At 70.9% G+C, this 18,780-nt stretch carries 15 protein-coding genes; 9 read left to right on the forward strand and 6 right to left on the reverse strand.

The annotated features are described in order from the left end of the window. Positions 1-2 precede the first annotated feature (2 nt). From KUM03_RS26985 to KUM03_RS27000, 4 genes are all read left to right on the forward strand, one after another. The gene (locus KUM03_RS26985; protein ID WP_217252175.1) at positions 3-944 is read left to right on the forward strand and encodes a carbohydrate ABC transporter permease; all 942 of its coding nucleotides are present in this window, start codon (positions 3-5) and stop codon (positions 942-944) included. Beyond that, positions 941-1,804, forward strand: coding sequence for a carbohydrate ABC transporter permease (locus KUM03_RS26990; RefSeq protein WP_217252177.1), 864 nt, complete (start codon positions 941-943; stop codon positions 1,802-1,804). The genes KUM03_RS26985 and KUM03_RS26990 overlap by 4 nt, the downstream gene beginning before the upstream one ends. Beyond that, positions 1,801-2,772 carry an arabinan endo-1,5-alpha-L-arabinosidase gene (locus KUM03_RS26995; protein WP_308406424.1) on the forward strand — a complete coding sequence of 324 codons (972 nt, stop codon included), beginning with the start codon at positions 1,801-1,803 and terminating at the stop codon, positions 2,770-2,772. Before KUM03_RS26990 ends, KUM03_RS26995 begins: the two co-directional genes overlap by 4 nt. Positions 2,773-2,851: 79 nt before the next feature. Further along, positions 2,852-4,357, forward strand: coding sequence for an alpha-N-arabinofuranosidase (locus KUM03_RS27000; RefSeq protein ID WP_217252180.1), 1,506 nt, complete (start codon positions 2,852-2,854; stop codon positions 4,355-4,357). Positions 4,358-4,373: 16 nt separating this feature from the next. On the opposite strand, the gene KUM03_RS27005 is transcribed toward KUM03_RS27000, so the two are convergent. After that, positions 4,374-7,112: a beta-galactosidase gene (locus tag KUM03_RS27005; RefSeq protein WP_217252183.1), complete on the reverse strand. Its 2,739-nt coding sequence runs from the start codon at positions 7,110-7,112 to the stop codon at positions 4,374-4,376. A 206-nt stretch (positions 7,113-7,318) separates the two neighbouring features. On the opposite strand from KUM03_RS27005, the gene KUM03_RS27010 reads away from it, so the two are divergent. Beyond that, positions 7,319-7,972, forward strand: coding sequence for a DUF4360 domain-containing protein (locus tag KUM03_RS27010; RefSeq protein ID WP_217252186.1), 654 nt, complete (start codon positions 7,319-7,321; stop codon positions 7,970-7,972). A gap of 9 nt (positions 7,973-7,981) precedes the next feature. Here the strand turns inward: KUM03_RS27010 and KUM03_RS27015 are convergent, their stop codons facing one another. Beyond that, positions 7,982-9,547, reverse strand: coding sequence for a substrate-binding domain-containing protein (locus KUM03_RS27015; protein ID WP_217252188.1), 1,566 nt, complete (start codon positions 9,545-9,547; stop codon positions 7,982-7,984). Between the two features lie 256 nt (positions 9,548-9,803). Here KUM03_RS27015 and KUM03_RS27020 point away from each other — a divergent pair, with 256 nt between their 5' ends. Further along, a complete protein-coding gene (locus KUM03_RS27020; RefSeq protein ID WP_217252191.1) occupies positions 9,804-10,772 on the forward strand; it encodes an arabinan endo-1,5-alpha-L-arabinosidase in 969 nt (322 codons plus the stop codon). Positions 10,773-10,794: 22 nt separating this feature from the next. Here KUM03_RS27020 and KUM03_RS27025 read toward each other — a convergent pair whose 3' ends face one another. From KUM03_RS27025 to KUM03_RS27040, 4 genes are all read right to left on the reverse strand, one after another. Beyond that, positions 10,795-12,006: a helix-turn-helix domain-containing protein gene (locus tag KUM03_RS27025; protein ID WP_217252193.1), complete on the reverse strand. Its 1,212-nt coding sequence runs from the start codon at positions 12,004-12,006 to the stop codon at positions 10,795-10,797. A 188-nt stretch (positions 12,007-12,194) separates the two neighbouring features. Further along, on the reverse strand, positions 12,195-13,136 hold the full coding sequence (locus tag KUM03_RS27030; protein WP_217252196.1) for a hypothetical protein: 942 nt from the start codon (positions 13,134-13,136) through the stop codon (positions 12,195-12,197). A 35-nt stretch (positions 13,137-13,171) separates the two neighbouring features. Continuing rightward, a complete protein-coding gene (locus tag KUM03_RS27035; RefSeq protein ID WP_217252198.1) occupies positions 13,172-14,812 on the reverse strand; it encodes a DUF6801 domain-containing protein in 1,641 nt (546 codons plus the stop codon). Positions 14,813-14,907: 95 nt separating this feature from the next. Continuing rightward, positions 14,908-15,540 (reverse strand): hypothetical protein, encoded by a 633-nt coding sequence (locus tag KUM03_RS27040; protein WP_217252201.1) that lies wholly within the window; start codon positions 15,538-15,540, stop codon positions 14,908-14,910. Between the two features lie 655 nt (positions 15,541-16,195). Between KUM03_RS27040 and KUM03_RS27045 the strand changes: the two genes are divergently transcribed. From KUM03_RS27045 to KUM03_RS27055, 3 genes are read left to right on the forward strand one after another with little or no spacing between them, the layout of a single operon-like run. Further along, a complete protein-coding gene (locus KUM03_RS27045; RefSeq protein ID WP_217252204.1) occupies positions 16,196-17,206 on the forward strand; it encodes an ABC transporter ATP-binding protein in 1,011 nt (336 codons plus the stop codon). Next, entirely contained in the window at positions 17,203-17,967 is a 765-nt protein-coding gene (locus tag KUM03_RS27050; RefSeq protein WP_217252206.1) for an ABC transporter permease, read from the forward strand. The genes KUM03_RS27045 and KUM03_RS27050 overlap by 4 nt, the downstream gene beginning before the upstream one ends. 6 nt (positions 17,968-17,973) lie before the next feature. Then, positions 17,974-18,780: an ABC transporter permease gene (locus KUM03_RS27055; RefSeq protein WP_217252209.1), complete on the forward strand. Its 807-nt coding sequence runs from the start codon at positions 17,974-17,976 to the stop codon at positions 18,778-18,780.

Genomic DNA, 18,780 nt, shown 5'->3' on the forward strand with positions numbered 1-18,780 from the left:
GCATGACCACCACCAGCGCCGAGACGCTCGTCCGCCCCGCGCGCGCGAAGACCGCCGCGGCCGGCGCCACCGTCCGCCGCAGGCAGGGCTTCCAGCACGGCGGCTGGTTCGTCGCCCCGTTCCTCACCCTGTTCGCACTCTTCGTGATCTGGCCGCTGCTGCGCGGCCTCTACCTCAGCTTCACCGACGCCAACATCTCCGGCGACGGCGCGAGCTTCATCGGCCTCGACAACTACCGCGAGGCCCTCCAGGACCCCCTGATGTGGGACGCGCTCGGCCACAGCGCGTACTTCACGCTGCTCGTCGTGCCCTGCATCACGGTCCTCGCCTTCCTCCTCGCGATGCTCGCCCACCACATCGAGCGCGGCAAATGGCTGTGGCGGCTGTGCTTCTTCCTGCCCTTCCTGCTGCCGTCCACCGTCGCCGCCAACCTGTGGCAGTGGCTGTTCAACCCCGGCACCGGCATGGTCAACCACGTCTTCGGCCTCGAAACACCCTGGCTGACCGACAAGTCCTACGCGCTGCTCGCGGTTGTCATCACCACCCTGTGGTGGACGGTCGGTTTCAGCTTCCTGCTCTACCTCGCCGCCCTCCAGGGCATCCCCGTCCACCTCTACGAGGCCGCCAAGCTGGACGGCGCGAACGCCTGGCACCGCACGCTCCACATCACGCTGCCGATGCTGCGCAACATCACCGGCCTCGTCGTCGCCCTCCAGATCCTCGCCTCGCTCCAGGTCTTCGACCAGGCCGTCGTCATGCAGGACTTCGGGCCGGGACCGGAGGAATCGACCCGCACCTTCGTCCAGTACACCCTCGAACAGGGCTTCACCAGCTACCGCGTGGGCTACGCCTCCGCGATCTCCATCATCTTCTTCGTGCTCATCGCGGCCGTCGCCCTCGCCCGGATGTGGCTGCTGCGCAACCGTGAGGAGGGCGGCCGATGACCACCGCCGCACCGTCGATCCGCGCCAGGCCCCGCCGGAGCTGGACCCCCGGCCAGATCGTGCTCACGCTGCTCGGCACCGCCGTCTCCGCGGTCTTCCTCGCCCCCCTCGCCTGGGCCCTGTTCACCTCCCTCAAATCGGAGACCGAGGCCGTCGAGGTACCGACGCACTGGCTGCCCGAGGACTGGACCGGCCAGGCCTGGTCGGCCCTCTTCGAGACCGGCAACATCACCAACTGGTTCGTCAACTCCCTCGTCGTGTCGGTCTGCGTCACGACGGTGGTCCTGCTGGTGAGCGCGCTGGCCGGCTACGGCTTCGCCCGCACCGAGTTCCGCGGCAAGGGCGCCCTGATGGCCCTGGTGATGGCCGGCCTCATGATCTCTCCGGCCGTACTGGGCGTACCGCTGTTCACCACCGTCCAGCAGATGGGGATGGTCGACACCTACTGGGGCATGATCCTGCCGCAGTGCGCGCCGGCCGCGATGGTCTACATCCTCTACAAGTTCTTCCAGGGCATCCCGCGCGAGCTGGAGGAGGCCGCCTTCATCGACGGAGCCGGCCGCTGGCGGGTCTTCTTCACCATCATCGTGCCGCTCTCCCGCCCCTCGCTCGCGGCGGTCGGCATCTTCACCTTCATCAGCTCCTGGAACAACTTCCTGTGGCCCTACATGGTCACCAACAACCCCGACCTGATGACCATGCCGAACGGCATCGCGACCGTCATGAACTCCTACGGCATCCAGTGGGCCCAGCTCATGGCCGGCGGCCTCATGGCCGGCCTGCCCCTGATCGTCGTCTTCGTCTTCTTCCAGCGGCAGATCGTGGCGGGCGTCGCCCACACGGGATTGGCGGGACAGTGACCGTACGCAGAATCCTCACCGCCGCGGCGACCGCGGCCCTGATGGCCCTGCTGCCGCACACGGCCCAGGCGGCGCGGAGTTACCCCGACCCGCGCCCCATCACCGGCCAGGAGATCATCCACGACCCCACCGTCCTGCGCCTCAAGTCGGGCGGCTACGTCGCCTACTCCACCGGCGGCGTCATCGGCGCCCGCCTCTCCGAGGACGGCAGGCACTGGGACGACGCGGGCAACGCCTTCGCGAAGCCCCCGGCCTGGTGGTACGAGTACAACGACACCGGCGACCCGTGGGCCCCCGACCTCACCTACCGCGCCGGCCGCTACTGGCTCTACTACGCCGTCTCGTCCTGGGGCACCAACCACTCCGCGATCGGCGTCGCCACCTCCCGCACGGGCCTGCCCGGCACCTGGACCGACCACGGCAAGGTCTTCTCCTCCGAGACCACGGACACCTGGAACGCCATCGACCCGGCGGTCATCCGCGCCGACGGCAGGTTGTGGATGTCCTTCGGCTCCTACTGGTCCGGCATCCGCATGGTCGAGCTGGACCCGGAGACGGGCAAGGCCGTTGACGGCGCGCAGGTCCACCACCTGGCGACCCGGCCGGACGAACCGTACGCGGTCGAGGGCCCGGAGATCGTCAAGCACGGCCGGTACTACTACCTCTTCGCCTCCCACGACGCGTGCTGCTCCGGCGTCAACAGCACGTACAAGATCAAGGTCGGCAGGTCGGCATCGATCACGGGCCCCTACGTCGACAGCACGGGCAAGCCGCTGCTGGAAGGCGGCGGCGACCTGCTCCTGCAAGGCCACGGCCGCTACATCGGCACCGGCGGCCAGTCGGTCTTCCGCGACCGGGGCCGCGACTGGCTGGCGTACCACTACTACGACGGGCAGGACGAGGGCACGCCCAAGCTCGGCCTCAACAGACTGAACTGGACGAAGGACGGCTGGCCTCGCGTCCGTTAGGGGCGCGAGGAACTGCGCGACCAGCCACCGGCGACCCTCAGCCGCCAACGAACAAGCACCCCCTCTCCGAAAGGCGCACATGCGAACGGCTCGCTTCACCCTCGACCCCGCCTTCACCGTCGGCGAAGTCAACCCCCGTCTCTTCGGCTCCTTCGTCGAACACCTCGGCCGCTGCGTCTACACCGGCGTCTTCGAACCCGGCCACCCCGCCGCCGACGCCGACGGCATACGGACCGACGTGCTGGAACTGGTCCGCGAACTCGGCGTCACCGCCATCCGCTACCCCGGCGGCAACTTCGTCTCCGGCTACAAGTGGGAGGACTCGGTCGGCCCGGCCGAGGACCGCCCCCGCCGCCTCGACCTGGCCTGGCGCACCACGGAGTCCAACCGCTTCGGCCTGTCCGAGTACATCGCCTTCCTCAAGAAGATCGGCCCCCAGGCCGAGCCGATGATGGCGGTCAACCTCGGCACCCGGGGCGTCGCCGAGGCCCTCGAACTCCAGGAGTACGCCAACCACCCCTCCGGCACCACCCTCTCCGACCTGCGCGCCGAGCACGGCGACAAGGACCCCTTCGGCATCCGCCTGTGGTGCCTGGGCAACGAGATGGACGGCCCCTGGCAGACCGGCCACAAGACCGCCGAGGAGTACGGCCGCGTCGCCGCCGAGACGGCACGCGCCATGCGCCAGATCGACCCGGACCTCGAACTCGTCGCCTGCGGCTCCTCCGGCCAGTCCATGGAGACCTTCGCGGCGTGGGAGGCGACGGTGCTCCAGGAGACCTACGACCTGGTCGACCACATCTCCCTGCACGCCTACTACGAGCCGCACGACGGCGACGTCGACTCCTTCCTCGCCTCCGCCGTGGACATGGAGTCGTTCATCGAGAACGTCGTCGCCACCTGCGACCACGTCGGCGCCCGTCTCAAGTCCAAGAAGAAGATCAACCTCTCCTTCGACGAGTGGAACGTCTGGTACATGGCCAAGACCCAGGCGGAGGTGAGCGCCCTCGACTGGCCCGAGGCGCCCCGCCTGCTGGAGGACAACTACAGCGTCACCGACGCGGTGGTCTTCGGCTCGCTCCTCATCGCCCTGCTCAGGCACGCCGACCGCGTCACCGTCGCCTGCCTCGCCCAGCTCGTCAACGTCATCGCCCCGATCATGACCGAGCCGGGCGGCCCCGCCTGGCGCCAGACGACGTTCTTCCCCTTCTCCCAGGCCTCGAAGTACGGCCGCGGCGAGGTCCTCGACGTCCGGGTGGACTCACCGACGTACGAGACGGAGAAGTACGGCGAGGCCGACCTGCTGCACGCCACCGCCGTGCGCGCCGAGGACGGCTCGGTCACCGTCTTCGCCGTCAACCGCTCGCGCACCGAGCCGCTGCCGCTGGACGTCGCGCTCGGCGGACTCGGCCTCACCGAGGTCGTCGAACACAGCGCCCTCGCGGACGCCGACCCCGACGCCCGCAACACCCTCGCCGAGCCCGAGCGGGTCGTCCCGCACGCGGTGGACGGCGCGGTGCTGGGCGACGGCAGGCTGAGCGCCGCCCTGGAGCCGCTGTCCTGGAACGTGATCCGGCTGCGCTGAGGCCCGCCCGCCCGGGTCAGCGGCGCCGGCCGGGGGAGGCGACCGGTTCCACCGGCACTCCTCCGGCCGCGCCGCCCAGCAGCTCCAGCCGCACCGTCCCGAGGCCCGGCTCCGCCTCGCCGTCGGACAGCACCGCGAGGGCCAGGGTGTTGGCGGCGGCACGGGTGCGCAGGATGCCGTTCGGCAGGACGAAGGTGTGCGGTGCGCCCGTGACGTCGCCCGCGTACTCGCCCATGTTCCAGCCGTTCAGGAAGAGCTGGGCGCGGCCCGGCCCGCCACCGAGGGCCAGCCCGACGGAGGCGTCCACGTCCGGCGGGACGTCCAGCCGGAAAGTGGTCCGGTACCAGGTCACGCCCTGGCGCCGGTCGCCGCCGCCGGGGGAGGAGACGGGCTCCCAGGCGCCGTCGTCGTACCCGGGCAGATGCCAGCCGTGCCGTTCCCCGTACAGGCCGCCGTTGTTGAGCGGCCCGCGCACGGGGTCGGCGGCGGCCGTGCCCATGATCCGCCAGGCCACCTCGGGCGAGGCCCCCTCGAAGGCGGCCGAGGTCAGCCCGCGGGCCGCCTTGTAGTCGTCCTGGTCGTGCTGGGTGCGCCGGACCAGGACCGACAGCACGGGCGGGGCACCCGCGCCGGGCCGCTCCCGCAGCGCGGCCCGCAGTCCGTCCGGCAGCCGGAACCCGGCCGTGGCGGTCCAGGTGCCCTGCCGGCCGTCCCCCTCCATCCGGTGCGTGCCCAGCGGCTCCCCGTCCAGCCAGGCCATCAGCAGCCCCCGCGCGCCCGTGCTGTAGGACAGGGCCACCGACTCCAGGCCCGCGGCGCCGGTGAGCCGGCCCCGGTACCAGACGTCGCCGTAGTGGAAGCCGTAGTCGTCGGCGAAGAGCACGGGCTGCCCGTCGGGCACGGGGGTCGTGCTGAACGACGTCTTCCGGTCGGCGGCCGTCCACCCCGAGTCGTCGTAGCCGGGCCGGGACTCCGGGTTCTCGTCGCGGCGCCGCCAGCCGTCCAGCGCGGGCAGGACCAGCTCGGGCACGCCGGGCAGGGCTCGGCCCGCCCACAGGCTGTGCGCCCGGCCGAGCGACGCGCTCACCCGGCTGCCGTTCCAGGCCACGTCCGTGATGCCGGGCGGCGCCCACACCTCGAGGCCGCGCTCCTCGACGGAGTCCCCGGTCAGCCGGATCGTGTGCCCGTCCAGGGCGGCGTCGCGCAGCAGCGCCGGGCCGTACACGAGCACCCGGCCCGACGGGGTCTCGTACGGCCACAGCTTCAGGGAGGCGGCGTCGTCGGCGAGGAGCACGATCATGGTGCGGTCGGTCTTGCCGCTGCGGATCCGCAGCCGGGTCAGCCTGTCCTCCTTGAGCTCCACCGTGACGTGCAGTTTCCCGCGGACGAACGTCCAGGCGACCTCCTCGTCCAGCCGGGTCGGCCACGGCTCGTGCGGGCAGTCCAGCACCAGGTGCGCCTTGTCCCCGGCCCGGCCCACGAAGGCGGCGATGTCCAGCTTCCCGACGCTCATGGAGAGCATGGGCTGCACGGTGGCGTACGCCAGTTTCCGCCCCGCGCCCAGATGCAGCCCGGTGGCGAACAGCTTGGCGTCCCGGCCGGGGACGGTGACCTCCACGTCGGTCCCGCCCATCGGCAGCCTCGACGTGACGTCGGAGGCGGAGTCGTTGCGCACGACGTAGGCGTGGGTGCCGGTGTCCGGGTTGGCGAGGTGCCGCACCCGCAGGCGGGCGTCGGCGGCCCCGACCTCGGCGGCCTCCTCCATCCGGGTGAAGTCGGGCACGTGGCGCAGGAGCTGCCCGAGCTGGTGGAGCGGGGCCGTCTTGTCCGTCGGCCGCCGTGCCTCGTCGATCCCGGCGGTGGGGTCGTACGTCGGGCCGGGCGCGGACGGCGCGGGCAGCCAGCCCCAGGAGGTGCCGCCGAACGCGGTGCGCACGTGGTGCAGCGTGACCCCCTGCGCCAGGTGCGCGAGGTGGACCTGCCGTGCCTCGCCGGCGTTCCGGGTCCGCTCGGGCTCGCCCGGGGCGACGGGGGTGTCGGCGTGCAGCAGGGGTACGTCGATCCCGTCGGCGCGGACCTTCTGGTGCAGGTGGGACAGCTGGGCGCGGTGCGGGGCGTCGAGGCGGTAGAGCAGGACGGTGCCGGTGCCGCGGGTGTACAGGTGCCGGGCGGCGACGGCGTTGACGCGGCTCAGCCACTCGTCGGCGTGGCGCAGGTACGCGGGGTCGGTGGTCCGGGCCTCGCCCCCGGTGGCCGTCAGCCAGCCGGGCAGGCCGCCGGCGTCCACGTCCGCGCCGATGTACGGGCCCGGGTCCAGGACGACGTACATGCGGGTCTCGGCGGCCGTGCGCAGGAACAGGTCCAGGTCGCGGACGCCGGTGAAGTCGTACTCGCCCGGGGCGGGGGAGTGCACGTTCCAGGCGACGCGGACGCTGACGGCGTTGTAGCCGTACGCGTGCATCTTCTGCAGGACGTCCCGCCACAGGGACGGGCTCGGCAGCCGGAAGGGGTGCATCTCGCCGGCCCACAGGGCCAGGCGCCGGCCGTCGACCAGCAGGGAGTGGCGGTCCAGGGCGACGTGGTGGTGCTGCCCGTCGGCGGCGGGCGGGCCGGGCGGCGGGCCGGTGGGCACGGGGCCGCGGGCGCCGGAGCGGGGCAGTGCCTGGCTGCTCACGCTGCCGCCGAGCGCCAGACCGAGGACGGTGGTGCCCGCGAGGGTGCTGAACGCTCGTCTGCTGAGCCTGCTGAGCTCCAAGGGAGCCTCTCCTGTTTGCCGTACTTCCGCTGCTTCGCTGCCGGGCCATTCTGCACAACCGGAGCGGTGCTGCGGTAAATGGCCAAAGTGTGACCTGTCCGGGTCCGGCGGACGAACATACGATGCGAGCGCGTCGTGACTGACATGTGCACAACATGTGTGCAGCGCATTCAACTACACCCCCCACCGACCGGGATGGGAGACCCATGGCCACCGGCCTGCTCCTGAGCGGCACGATCGCCGCGCTCCTCACCTCCGTGCTGCCCGCGCAGCACCAGCCCTCCGGCGGGTTCGAGGACCCGCCGCCGGACAAGATCGTCATCAAGGTCGCCACGGTGAACGGCTCCGGCTGCCCGCAGGGCACCGCGGCCGTCGCCGTCTCGGAGGACAACACCGCCTTCACCGTGACCTACAGCGACTACCTCGCCCAGGCCGGCGGCGACTCGCCGCCCACGGCCTTCCGCAAGAACTGCCAGCTCAACCTGCTCGTCCACGTCCCGCAGGGCTTCACCTACGCCGTGGCCAGCGCGGACTACCGCGGCTTCGCCGCCCTCAAGGACGGCGCGAAGGGCACCCAGCGGGCCTCGTACTACTTCCAGGGCTCTCCGAACACGGAGTACCGCACCCACCCCTTCGACGGCCCCCTCAACGACAACTGGCAGGCCACCGACAGCACCGACTGGGCCCAGCTGGTCTGGGCGCCCTGCGGGGTCCAGCGCAACTTCAACATCAACACGGAGCTGCGGGTGAGCACGGGCACGTCCGACCCCGCCGAGGTGAGCTTCATGACGATGGACTCGACGGACGGGGACATCAGCACGGTGTACCACCTGGCGTGGAAGGAGTGCCCCGACTCCTGACCGCCCGGGTCACGCCCCGCTCGGGCGGCACACCAGCGGTTTGGCCAGTTCCGAGCAGGGGCGGTGGCCCTTGGAGCGGATGATGTCCTTGCCGACCTCGTCGGCGAGGTAGCGCAGGAAGCCCGCGGCGATCGAGTCCGCCGGCGGCTCGCCGTAGGTGTAGGCGATCTCGGTCTCCCAGAAGGGGTACGCCCCCTGGTCGGCGCCCTCCAGCGTCGCCGGGTAGCCGTCGATGCGGACCTGCCGCACGCCTTCGTGGGCGGTGGCCGAGCCGACCTCGCTGTGGCCGAGGGCGCCGGGCGTCGCGGCGACGGTGTCCAGCAGGGCCCGTGTGCCGCCGACCTCGCAGCGGCCGGGTCTGCCGGGGTCCAGGCTCCGGCAGTCGTTGGTGGTGACCGCGGGCAGCGGGCCGCCGTCCAGCACCCGCCGCTCCAGGGCGGTCCGGGTGCCGGAGCCCGGGTGGCGGCTGACCAGCTGGATCGGCAGGTCCTCGCCCTTCACCTGCTCCCAGTTGGTGATCTTCCCGGCATAGATGTCCCGGACCTGCCGCAGGGACAGGTCCCGGACCCCGGTGTCCTCGCTCACGACCAGGGTGAACAGCGACAGGGCGACCGGCCTGGGCAGCAGTTGCGGGCGGCCGTCGGACTTGGGGCCGTCGCTGAAGGCCAGCCGGTCGCCCAGCCCGCCGTCCTCGCCGGGCTTCGCCTTCTCGCCCGCCGCGGCGAGGGTGTCCAGACCCGGGACGCTGCCCCGGAACGAGTCGGCGGTCAGCGGAATCCGGGCTTCGGGGCAGGTCTTCGTGTACTGCTCGGCGGCCTGTTCCAGCACCTCCTTGAAGGCGGTGGAACCCGACAGGTGCAGCGTGCCCTCGGCGCAGTCCAGCGGGGCGGCGACCGCGTCCTCGCCGCGGGCGAAGGTGGACACGGACTGGGCGACGCTCACCAGGACGAGGAGGGCGAGCAGCCAGCGGACCGGCCGGGAGGCGAAGGGGTAGTACTCGGTCCTCTTGATGGTCCCGCCGCGCACCCCGCCGACGATGCCCGCGCTGATCTCCGGGCCGGGAAGGTCGTCCCCGGCCGCGTCGGGGAGGCGGTCCAGTACCGCCAGCACCTTGTAGTGGGCGCGGCGGTTGAGCTTCACCTTGGGCAGCGTGATGACGCCGTCCGTGGCCCCCAGGCCCGCCGTTCCCGGTTCGAAGAACTCACGCAGCACGGGGTGGCTGCACTCCGTCACGACCATGCCGACCACACGGCGGCCCGGGAACGCCGCGCGTATGCCCACCGGGTCGTCGATGCGGGCGACGTAGTCCTCCTCGACGATCGGGGTCCAGCCGACGTTCTCGATGCGCAGCAGGACGACCGAGGGATCGTCCAGGTCGACGCCGTCCCACTGCATGCGCTGGAGGACTCTGGCCTGCGGTCCCGTGGACGTGCCCGAATCCCGGGCGCTGGTGTCCATCTGGACCCGGTAGCCCAGCCGTTTGCGGCCCGCCACGACGAACTCCCACAGGGCGGCGACGACGGGCACGGCGAGGCCGAACACCGCGATCACCGACTCCCACGAGACACCGCTCATGACCGACTCCCGACGCAGACACGCACATGGATGGGGAGGCCATGTTGTCCGGGCGGAACCGTCTTCGAACACGGTTGCGTCGACCATCCGTCAGGAGTTCACCGGTGTGTCATCTGTGCCACGGGGTGTTTTCCGGACGTTGGTTGCCCTTGCCGCGCGGGCCATTGACGCGCAAGGGGTTCGATTCTACGTTCCGTCCGACAGTCCGTCCGAAAATCCGATCGACGTTCGAGATATGGAACAGGAGCGTCCCCCCATGAGGCGCAGACGAACCGCACTCCTCGCCGTCCCCACCGCCGCCCTGCTCGCGCTCGTCCCCACCACCGCGTCGGCGTACCCGGGCCCCGGCCGGGTCACCGGCTCCGTCGTCACCCACGACCCGACGATGATCCGCACCGCGTCCGGGCAGTACCAGCTCTACGCCACCGGCGGAGGCATCAGCAGCAAGACGTCCTCCGACCGCACCGCCTTCGCGGCGGGCGCCGACGCCTTCGGCTCCCGGCCCGGCTGGTGGTCGCGCTACTCGTCGGTCCCGGAGGCCTGGGCGCCCGACATCTCGTACCACGGCGGCAAGTACCTGATGTACTACTCCGTCTCGTCGTTCGGCTCCAACACCTCCGCCATCGGACTCGCCGGCTCCACCACCGGACGGCCGGGCAGCTGGAGCGACTACGGCATCGTCTACACGTCCGGCTCGTCCAGCGACTACAACGCCATCGACCCCAACCTCTTCGTCGACGACGACGGCACGTGGTGGCTGTCCTTCGGCAGCTGGTGGACCGGCATCAAGATGATCCGGATCGACCCGTCCACCGGCAAGCAGCACGCCTTTGACACCGCCCGGCGCTCCCTTGCCTCCCGGCCGTCCGGCACCAAGGCCGTCGAGGCCCCCTACGTCGTCAAGCGGAACGGGTACTACTACCTCTTCGCCTCGTACGACACCTGCTGCGCCGGCACCAGCTCCACGTACAAGATCAAGGCGGGCCGGGCGACCAGCGTCACCGGGCCCTACTACGACCGGAACGGCGTCTCGATGATGAACAACGGCGGCACGCCCGTGCTGGAGTCGCACGGCAGCGTCATCGGCCCCGGCGGGCAGTCGGTCATGCCCGACGTGGACGGTGACCTGCTCGTCTACCACTACTACGACGGCAACGACAACGGCACACCCAAGCTCGGCGTCAACCTCCTGGACTGGAGCAGCGGCTGGCCCGTCGCCTACTGACCCGGGACGCCGGCCCCGGGCATCACCCGTCGTCGTCGTGGCCCCGCAGGTGGAGCGAGCGCAGGGCCACCTCGATGGCGAAGCGGTGGTCGGGGTCGGTGAGCCGGTCGCCCAGATAGCTGTCCAGCGTCCGCAGGCGGTAGCGGACGGTCTGCGCGTGGACGCCCAGCATCTCGCCGACCTGTTCCGCGGGCGCCCGGGTGGACACGTGGACGCGGAGGGTCTCGACGAGCCGGTCGCGCCGGCGGGCGGGCAGGTCGTCGAGCGGGGCCAGCTCCCGGGCCGCGACCCGGTCGACGAGCGCGGAGTCGGAGAGCAGCCACAGGGTCGTCAGGTGATCCTCGCAGCGGATCAGCGGAGTGTCGGGTACGGCCCCGTCGTCGACGAGCTGGAGCACCCGGCGGGCCCAGCGGACGGAGTCGGCGGCCTGCGAGAGCGGCACGGTCAGGCCCACCGCGGCACGGGTGTCCGCCAGGGCGGCGCGGATCATGTCCAGGCGGGCGGGGGTGAGGTCACCGGGCACGAGCAGGTGCGGCTGCGGTATGTCCAGATCGGCGAGGACGTCCCGGTCGAGTCGCGCCTGGATGTGTTCCGGCACCGGAGGCCGGAGGGCGACGAGGAAGCACGACCGGGGCAGCTCCCAGGCGGCGGTCGTGCACAGTTCGGAGACGGTCGTCCGGGGCAGCGGCGAGGCGGCCAGGAGGAAGTGCAGTAACTGTCTTCGTAACGCGGACTCCTCCAGGGCCGCTCGTTCCCGTACCTCCGCGTACCCCTCGCGGGTGATCGCCTCCATCTCCGCGATGTATGCGAAGAGGGCGTCGGCGAAGGCCAGGATCATCGCGGGGGAGAGGCTGTACTGCCGTCCCAGTGTCTTGGCCCGGCGCAGCGCGATGCGGGCGCCGAGCCGGTAGGCCCCTTGCAGAACCTCCAGGTCGCGGCCCTCGTAGGCCTCCACCCGGCCGAATCTGCGCAGCAGTTCGTCCCGTAGCTCGAAGTCGCGGGAGGGGTCGGCCACCCGGTCCACGAAGGCGGTCAGCGCCTGCTCGACGCCCTGGCGGATCGCCTCTCCGTCCGGGCCGTTGAGCAGCCTGCCGTACACCGGATAACTGCGGGTGACCTCGGTCCGGATCTCGTTCAGCAGCCCCGGGATCAGCGGTCGCATGAAGGCCGCGAACTTCTTCGGGAGGGGGTCGAGCGGTTCACCGAGCACCGAGGGACGCGCGATTGAGGGCATGAGTGATCCCTTGCCGTCGACATGTCCGGTGGGGTGGGCCGGGCCGGGCCCGCCGCCCTCGGCGGGCGGGAGCCTGGACCGGTCCACTGGGTGTTCACCGGTCTGGCAAAGCTGAAGGTAAATCAACTCTGTTGTGTTGTACATCTCCTGGGGAGAGACCGTGTTCCGGTTGTGTGTGTTCTCGGCCGTTACTTGACGGCGGAGTGCCAGTTCTCGGCCAGGATCTCGCCGGCGTCGGGGGCGACGGTCCCGGGCGCGTTGAGACCGGTGAGGTGGGTCTGCGTGTCGTCGAGGGTGAGCGTGTTGTTCCCGGACGCGGAGGGCAGCCCGGTCTTCGCGTTCACCGCGGCGTTGATCAAGCCGAGGTCCAGGCCGCAGCCGGTGGCGCCGGGCACCGCGAAGGTGCTGTCGTTCTGGGTGGCGCCGCTGAGGTTGATCCGGCTCATCTCGCCGGCCGGGTCGGCGGTGCCGTCGCCCTGGAAGAAGGTCATTCCGAACGCCGGGTAGTCGCGGTTCTCGGGGCGCAGCACGATCGGGTCCGCAGCCGTCCCGATGTAGCACTTGTCGCCGAGGAGCGGGTTCTCCAGGTGGATGCGGACCGGCAGGGCGACGATCGGCGCGTCCGTGAGGACGCCCGCGGTCTGGTCGAAGGCGTAGGGCGCGCCGACGGACTCCATGGTGGCGGTGATCTTGTTGAGGCTGGAGTTCTCCAGCGACTCGCAGATCCCGGTGATCACGGGGATCTGGCTCGGACACATCAGGCCGAGGAGCCCGCCGGGCACGGTCGCGGGCTCGGCGACCAGCGCGCCGGAGGCGGGGGCGACCACGCTGCTGGTGCCGTCCGCGTTCTGCACGACGCCGATCTGGAGGTTGGTCCTGCCGGTCGTCACGGTGGTCTTGCCCAGTTTGATGGAGCCGCTCGCCGACGTCGAGACCACACACTGCGGGGTACGGTCGAGGCCGTCGGCGGCCCGCATCGCCGGAGCGTCCACGGGGCAGCGGGTGAAGGGGGCCCACTCGCCGTTGAGCGCGGGGCCGGCGGCGGTAGCCGTGCCCAGGGACGCGAGGGCGCCGAGCGCGGTCAGCGCGGACACGGTGGCGAGCCGGGTGCGGGTGGAGGCAGGTGACATGGTGGTGGCCTTCCGTGGGGTCGGGAGACAGGGGGTCAGCGTTCGGCGACGGGGATCTCGTAGGGCTGGAGGTCCTCGGTGCACTGGCCTTCGTTGGTCGGGCTCGGGAACACGGGGGCGGCGATCGCGCACGTCTGGCCCTGGACCTGCTTGACGTGGTTGCCGGGACCGGAGACGGAGGCGGTGAGCAGGCGGTCGAGGTCCTCGCCGTCGGTGCCGCAGCCGGTGAAGGCGGGGATGGTCGTCTCGCCGGAGAGCGTGCCGCCGCTCAGGAGCAGGTAGCCGGTGGCCGGCATGCCGAGGATCTGCTCGCCCCGGCCGTACAGCACCAGGTGGTCACCGGGGAAGTTGGCGGGGTCCGGGTCCTCGGAGGTGAGGGGCGTCTCGGTCCGGCACCCGGGGCCGACGTCCAGGGGTGTGCCGTTGACCTCGAGATCCAGCACGTGCAGGACCAACGGGGCCCGGATGTAGGTGTCCGTGATCGTGGTGAAGTCGGTCAGGCGCATCTTCATGCGCGAGTCGATCCTCATGGGGCCCGTCTGCTCCAGCACCATGGTGGCCTTCACCGGGGTGAAGTCGAAGGACAGGAACGTCGCTTCGAAGGGCGGTGTCCGCTCGCGCTCCCGGTAGTGGAAGTTCGCGTACGACACGGTGTCGAAGACCAGGTGCTCCGGGTCGGGAGGGCCCGGCACGGGAAGCCCCTGTTCGATCAGCACGCAGGACGGCGGGAGGTGTGCGGCGCCCTTCATCTTCCTCACGTTGGCGTAGCCGGTGACGTAGGCGTTGAGGGACACGTCCGTGGGCGGGTGCTGTTCGTCGTAGCGGCACGGCGGGACCTCGTCGCGGTCCGCGGCGGTACCGGGCGTGTTCTCCAGCACCTTCGGCGACCGCTCGGACTGCCGCTCCGGCTGCCGGTCCCCTCGCCCGTCCGGCTGTCCGTCGTCCGGCGCCCCGGAGGTGCCGGCCGGTCCGGGCGCGGAGGGCGAACCGCTCGGTACCGGCCCGTCGGTGCCGACCGGCACGGTGGCCAGCAGCCCTCGCTCCGGCGCGTCCTCGGCGAGGGTGCAGTCGACGGTCAGGGGGCCGGGGCCGGGGCTGGGGCCGGCGGCGGCCGGGCCGGTCGTGGCCGGGTCGGTCGTGGCCGGGGCCGCGGCGCCGAGCGCCAGGTCGATCGCGAGGGCGCCCGCGGAGAACGTCAGGTCGCCGTCGCTCCGGCCGGCCACCGAGGGGACGTCGCCCGTCGTGACCAGGGTCAGCGGCCCCGACCCGGGCAGTGCGACCGGCTCGGCGCTGCCCCGCCAGGTCGCCGTGGCCGTGGCGGCGTTCTGGGCGACGCCGACGTCGAGCCGGGTGGCCGCCCGTACCTCGGTCGCGTCGCGTGCGGTGAGGTCCGCGACCGCCTCCGGCGGCAGTTCCACGGTGGTGGTGACGCCGGACGGCGTGAACGCCTCGCCCGCCTCGGCCCGTTCCGGGAAGTCGGCCGAAATGCGTACCGTGGCGGGCAGGGGGCCCGAGGGCAGCGCGCAGACGTAGGGGAACTCGGCCTCGATCTCCTGGGCGCCCTCGGCCGAGGCGGTGGTGGGGACCAGGGCGGCCAGCACGACGAACGCGGCGATCGAGGCGGACCGGGCGCGGGCCCGGGGTGGCCGCGGTGCGGTGGGGCGGTGGGCTTTCATGCGACTCCGCTCGGACGTGGTGGCGTGGGGCGCGGCTCAGGGTCCGCGAACGCCCGGCCGGGGTGCCGGCCGGGCGGACGTGAGCGTCCGGCGGCCTACGGGTTGGAGCCGACGATGGTCGGGACGGCGCCGGTACCCGCCTCCTTGACGGCGTAGTTGCCCTTGAAGGTGGGCTTGGTGGCGGTCGTGACGATCGCACCGCAGTTGACGGGGTTGCTGACCGCCAGTTCGCCGGCGGCGCTGTTGACCGCCAGGACACCGGTGGAGTTGGTGTAGGTGGCCGAGGCCTTGCCCGTCACCGTGAACTTGCAGGCACCGGCGGTCACGTTGGCCCTGACGTTGCCGATGTGGCCCGTGGTGACACCGGTGGAGGCGTTGTAGTCCACCGCGACGACGTCCCAGGGGGTGACCGACGTGGTGGTGACGTTGCCCAGGACGCTGGTGCACGGAGAGCCGGACGCGCCGAAGTTCATGGTGTCGATGTCGGCGACGTCCGCGGGGTTGCCGGTGGCGCTCGCCATCGACCCGGACGCGTTCGAAACCGTACAGGTCATCGGGATGGTGGCGGTCAGCACGATGTTGCCGACGTTCACGGCCTCGAACTCGGCCGGCGACGGGTTGACGGTCCACACCGTGGAGGGCGCCGCCGAGGCGGTGCCGACGGTGAGGCCCAGCGAGGCCGCGGCCGCGCACGCCACGACGACCGACCTTCTCGTGTTCTTCTTCATGCTCGGGAATCTCCTTGAGGGTTGACCGGCATTGAGCCGTGACGCTACTCGCCGGAAACATAGGCGAACAATGCGGTCGTCCAAGATTCTTTGAAAAGTGGAACAAGCTGTTTCCGGGGTGAGTGAATCGCCACTCGCCTTAGTCATCCGTTGCCAAGGCCGACATGTCCGGGCGGGAGTGGTCCGGGCCTGCTGACGTCATCCGTGCCGAGGCTTCTTTTGCGCACCGGATGACAAGCCGGTGAGCGCTTCTTGTCTCTTGGGTGACAGCTTTCGGATAGGCGGAGTCGGCATCCCTGAAAACTCCGATCCCGGTGTTGCTCGCCGAGGTTACTCGGTCGTAACGTGCCGGTGTGGTGCTCGGTTCCCGGTCGGTGGCCCCCCGTCGGCCGGAGCCGTGGCGGACGCTTTCCGGCCCACCCTCCCGTCGGCTTCCGGTGTCCGCCGGCGGGGTCTCGCCGGGTCCACCCCCCGGGATCGGCGAGACCCCGCCCTGTCTCCGCCCAGACAAGTGCGGGGACGCCGTGTTGTCAGCGTGGTGACAAGTTCCGCGGGCCGCTCGAGATTCGGCGCCGCATCCGTTGTCAGTGCGCTCCGGGCCGATTTAACGTGCGGACCCGCAGTACGTATCCGATTGACTTCCGCTGGAGGTGATATGGGAATCGAAGTGGTGGTCGAGGGTCTGACCAAGTCCTTCGGTAAGCAGAGCATCTGGCGGGACGTGTCACTTACTCTTCCGGCCGGAGAGGTCAGTGTGATGCTGGGTCCGTCCGGCACCGGGAAGACTGTTTTCCTGAAGTCGCTCATCGGGCTGCTCAAGCCCGAGAAGGGCCGTGTCCTCATCAATGGAGTGGACATGGTGAACAGTCCGGAAAGGGACATCTACGAGACCCGTAAACTGTTCGGCCTCATGTTCCAGGACGGAGCCCTCTTCGGGTCCATGTCCCTATTCGACAACATCGCCTTCCCGCTGCGCGAACACACCCGCAAGAAGGAGTCCGAGATCCGCCGCATCGTCATGGAGCGGATCGAGGTCGTCGGGCTGCTCGGTGCGGAGGGAAAGCTCCCGGGAGAGATCAGCGGAGGCATGCGCAAGCGGGCCGGCCTGGCCCGCGCGCTCGTCCTCGACCCGCAGATCATCCTGTGCGACGAACCGGACTCCGGGCTCGACCCGGTCCGCACCGCCTACCTCTCCCAGCTGCTGATCGACCTGAACGCGCAGCTCGACGCGACGATGCTGATCGTCACCCACAACCTCGACATCGCCGCCACCGTGCCCGACAACATGGGGATGCTCTTCCTGCGCGAACTCGTCACCTTCGGCCCGCGCGAGGTACTGCTGACCAGTGACGAACCGGTGGTGGCCCAGTTCCTCGGCGGCCGGCGCGAGGGCCCCATCGGGATGTCCGAGGAGAAGGACGCGGCCACCCTCGCCGCCGAGGCGGACGCCGCCCGCACGGCCCCCGCCGCGCCCCGCGTGATCGTCCCGCAGCTGGAGCCGTCGCCCGGTCTGCCGCCCCGCCGGGCCGCCGCCCGACGACACCAGCGTGTCATGGGCATGATCGACAGTTTGCCGCCCGCCGCGCGCGACGCCATCCGGGAGACCTACGCGAAGAGTTCCGAGGCGGCCACCCTGCCGATGCCCGCCGCCGGGAGCGGCGCGTGATCACCGGAGCCCTGCGGCAGACCGGCCGGCTCTTCGCGCTGGCCGCCGAAGTCACCCGCGCCGCCTTCCGAAGACCCTTCCAGTTCCGCGAGTTCGTCGAGCAGTTCTGGTTCGTGGCGAGCGTGACCATCCTGCCCGCCGCCCTGGTCTCGATCCCGTTCGGCGCCGTCATCGCCCTCCAGGTCGGCTCCCTGACCGAGCAACTGGGCGCCCAGTCGTTCACCGGCGGCGCCAGCGTCCTCGCCGTCGTCCAGCAGGCCAGCCCGCTCATCGTCGCGCTGCTCATCGCCGGCGCCGGCGGCTCGGCCATCTGCGCCGACCTCGGCTCCCGCAAGATCCGCGAGGAACTCGACGCGATGGAGGTCATGGGCGTCTCACCCGTGCAGCGGCTGGTGGTGCCCCGGGTCCTGGCCGCCATGGGCGTGGCGGTCCTGCTCAACGGCCTGGTCTCCGTCGTCGGCATCCTCGGCGGCTACTTCTTCAACGTCGTCATGCAGGACGGCACCCCGGGCGCCTACCTCTCCAGCTTCTCCGCCCTCGCCCAGCTGCCCGACCTGTACGTCAGCGAACTCAAGGCGCTCGTCTTCGGGTTCATCGCGGGCATCGTCGCCGCCTACCGGGGACTCAACCCGCGCGGCGGCCCCAAGGGCGTCGGTGACGCCGTCAACCAGTCCGTCGTCATCACGTTCCTCCTGCTCTTCTTCGTCAACATGGTGATGACGGCCGTCTATCTCCAGATCGTCCCGCCGAAGGGAGGCTGAGCAGAGATGGCCTCACCGCTCGTCTGGCTCGACCGCTCCGGTGACCAACTCCTCTTCTACACCCGGGCACTGCTGTGGATCCCGCGGACCCTGCGCCGCTACCTCAAGGAGGTGCAGCGCCTCCTCGCCGAGGTCGCCTTCGGCTCCGGCGGCCTCGGCGTCATCGGCGGCACCGTCGGCGTGATGATCGCGATGACGCTCTTCACCGGGACCGTCGTCGGACTCCAGGGCTACGCGGCCCTCGACCAGATCGGCACGGCCGCGTTCACCGGATTCGTCTCCGCCTACTTCAACACCCGCGAGATCGCCCCCCTCGTCGCCGGACTCGCCCTGTCCGCGACCGTCGGGGCCGGCTTCACCGCCCAGCTCGGCGCCATGCGCATCAACGAGGAGGTCGACGCCCTCGAAGGCATGGGCATCCGTTCCATGCCCTACCTGGTCACCACCCGCATCATCGCCGGCGTCGTCGCCATCATCCCGCTCTACGCGATCGGCCTGCTCTCCTCCTTCCTGGCCTCCCGCTACGTGACCGTCCTGTTCAACGGACAGTCCCGGGGGACGTACGACCACTACTTCAACCTCTTCCTCTCGCCGACGGACGTGCTGCTGTCCGTCCTGAAGGTGCTGATCTTCAGCGTGATGGTGATCGTCGCCCACTGCTACTACGGCTACCGCGCCTCGGGCGGCCCCGCGGGCGTCGGCGTCGCCGTCGGCCGGTCGGTACGCAACGCCATCGTGCTGATCAGCGTCACCGACTTCTTCCTGTCGCTGGCCCTGTGGGGCGCGACGACGACCGTGAAGGTGGCGGGGTGA

Source organism: Streptomyces sp. AC602_WCS936 (assembly GCF_019049125.1).
Lineage (GTDB): Bacteria > Actinomycetota > Actinomycetes > Streptomycetales > Streptomycetaceae > Streptomyces.

What these genes read in the sequence shown, in the direction of transcription:
- KUM03_RS26985 (WP_217252175.1), top strand. Translation starts at nt 3, where the DNA reads ATGACCACCACCAGCGCCGAGACGCTCGTCCGCCCCGCGCGCGCGAAG.
- KUM03_RS26990 (WP_217252177.1), top strand. Translation starts at nt 941, where the DNA reads ATGACCACCGCCGCACCGTCGATCCGCGCCAGGCCCCGCCGGAGCTGG.
- KUM03_RS27000 (WP_217252180.1), top strand. Translation starts at nt 2,852, where the DNA reads ATGCGAACGGCTCGCTTCACCCTCGACCCCGCCTTCACCGTCGGCGAA.
- KUM03_RS27010 (WP_217252186.1), top strand. Translation starts at nt 7,319, where the DNA reads ATGGCCACCGGCCTGCTCCTGAGCGGCACGATCGCCGCGCTCCTCACC.
- KUM03_RS27015 (WP_217252188.1), bottom strand. Translation starts at nt 9,547, where the DNA reads ATGAGCGGTGTCTCGTGGGAGTCGGTGATCGCGGTGTTCGGCCTCGCC.
- KUM03_RS27020 (WP_217252191.1), top strand. Translation starts at nt 9,804, where the DNA reads ATGAGGCGCAGACGAACCGCACTCCTCGCCGTCCCCACCGCCGCCCTG.
- KUM03_RS27025 (WP_217252193.1), bottom strand. Translation starts at nt 12,006, where the DNA reads ATGCCCTCAATCGCGCGTCCCTCGGTGCTCGGTGAACCGCTCGACCCC.
- KUM03_RS27030 (WP_217252196.1), bottom strand. Translation starts at nt 13,136, where the DNA reads ATGTCACCTGCCTCCACCCGCACCCGGCTCGCCACCGTGTCCGCGCTG.
- KUM03_RS27035 (WP_217252198.1), bottom strand. Translation starts at nt 14,812, where the DNA reads ATGAAAGCCCACCGCCCCACCGCACCGCGGCCACCCCGGGCCCGCGCC.
- KUM03_RS27040 (WP_217252201.1), bottom strand. Translation starts at nt 15,540, where the DNA reads ATGAAGAAGAACACGAGAAGGTCGGTCGTCGTGGCGTGCGCGGCCGCG.
- KUM03_RS27045 (WP_217252204.1), top strand. Translation starts at nt 16,196, where the DNA reads ATGGGAATCGAAGTGGTGGTCGAGGGTCTGACCAAGTCCTTCGGTAAG.
- KUM03_RS27055 (WP_217252209.1), top strand. Translation starts at nt 17,974, where the DNA reads ATGGCCTCACCGCTCGTCTGGCTCGACCGCTCCGGTGACCAACTCCTC.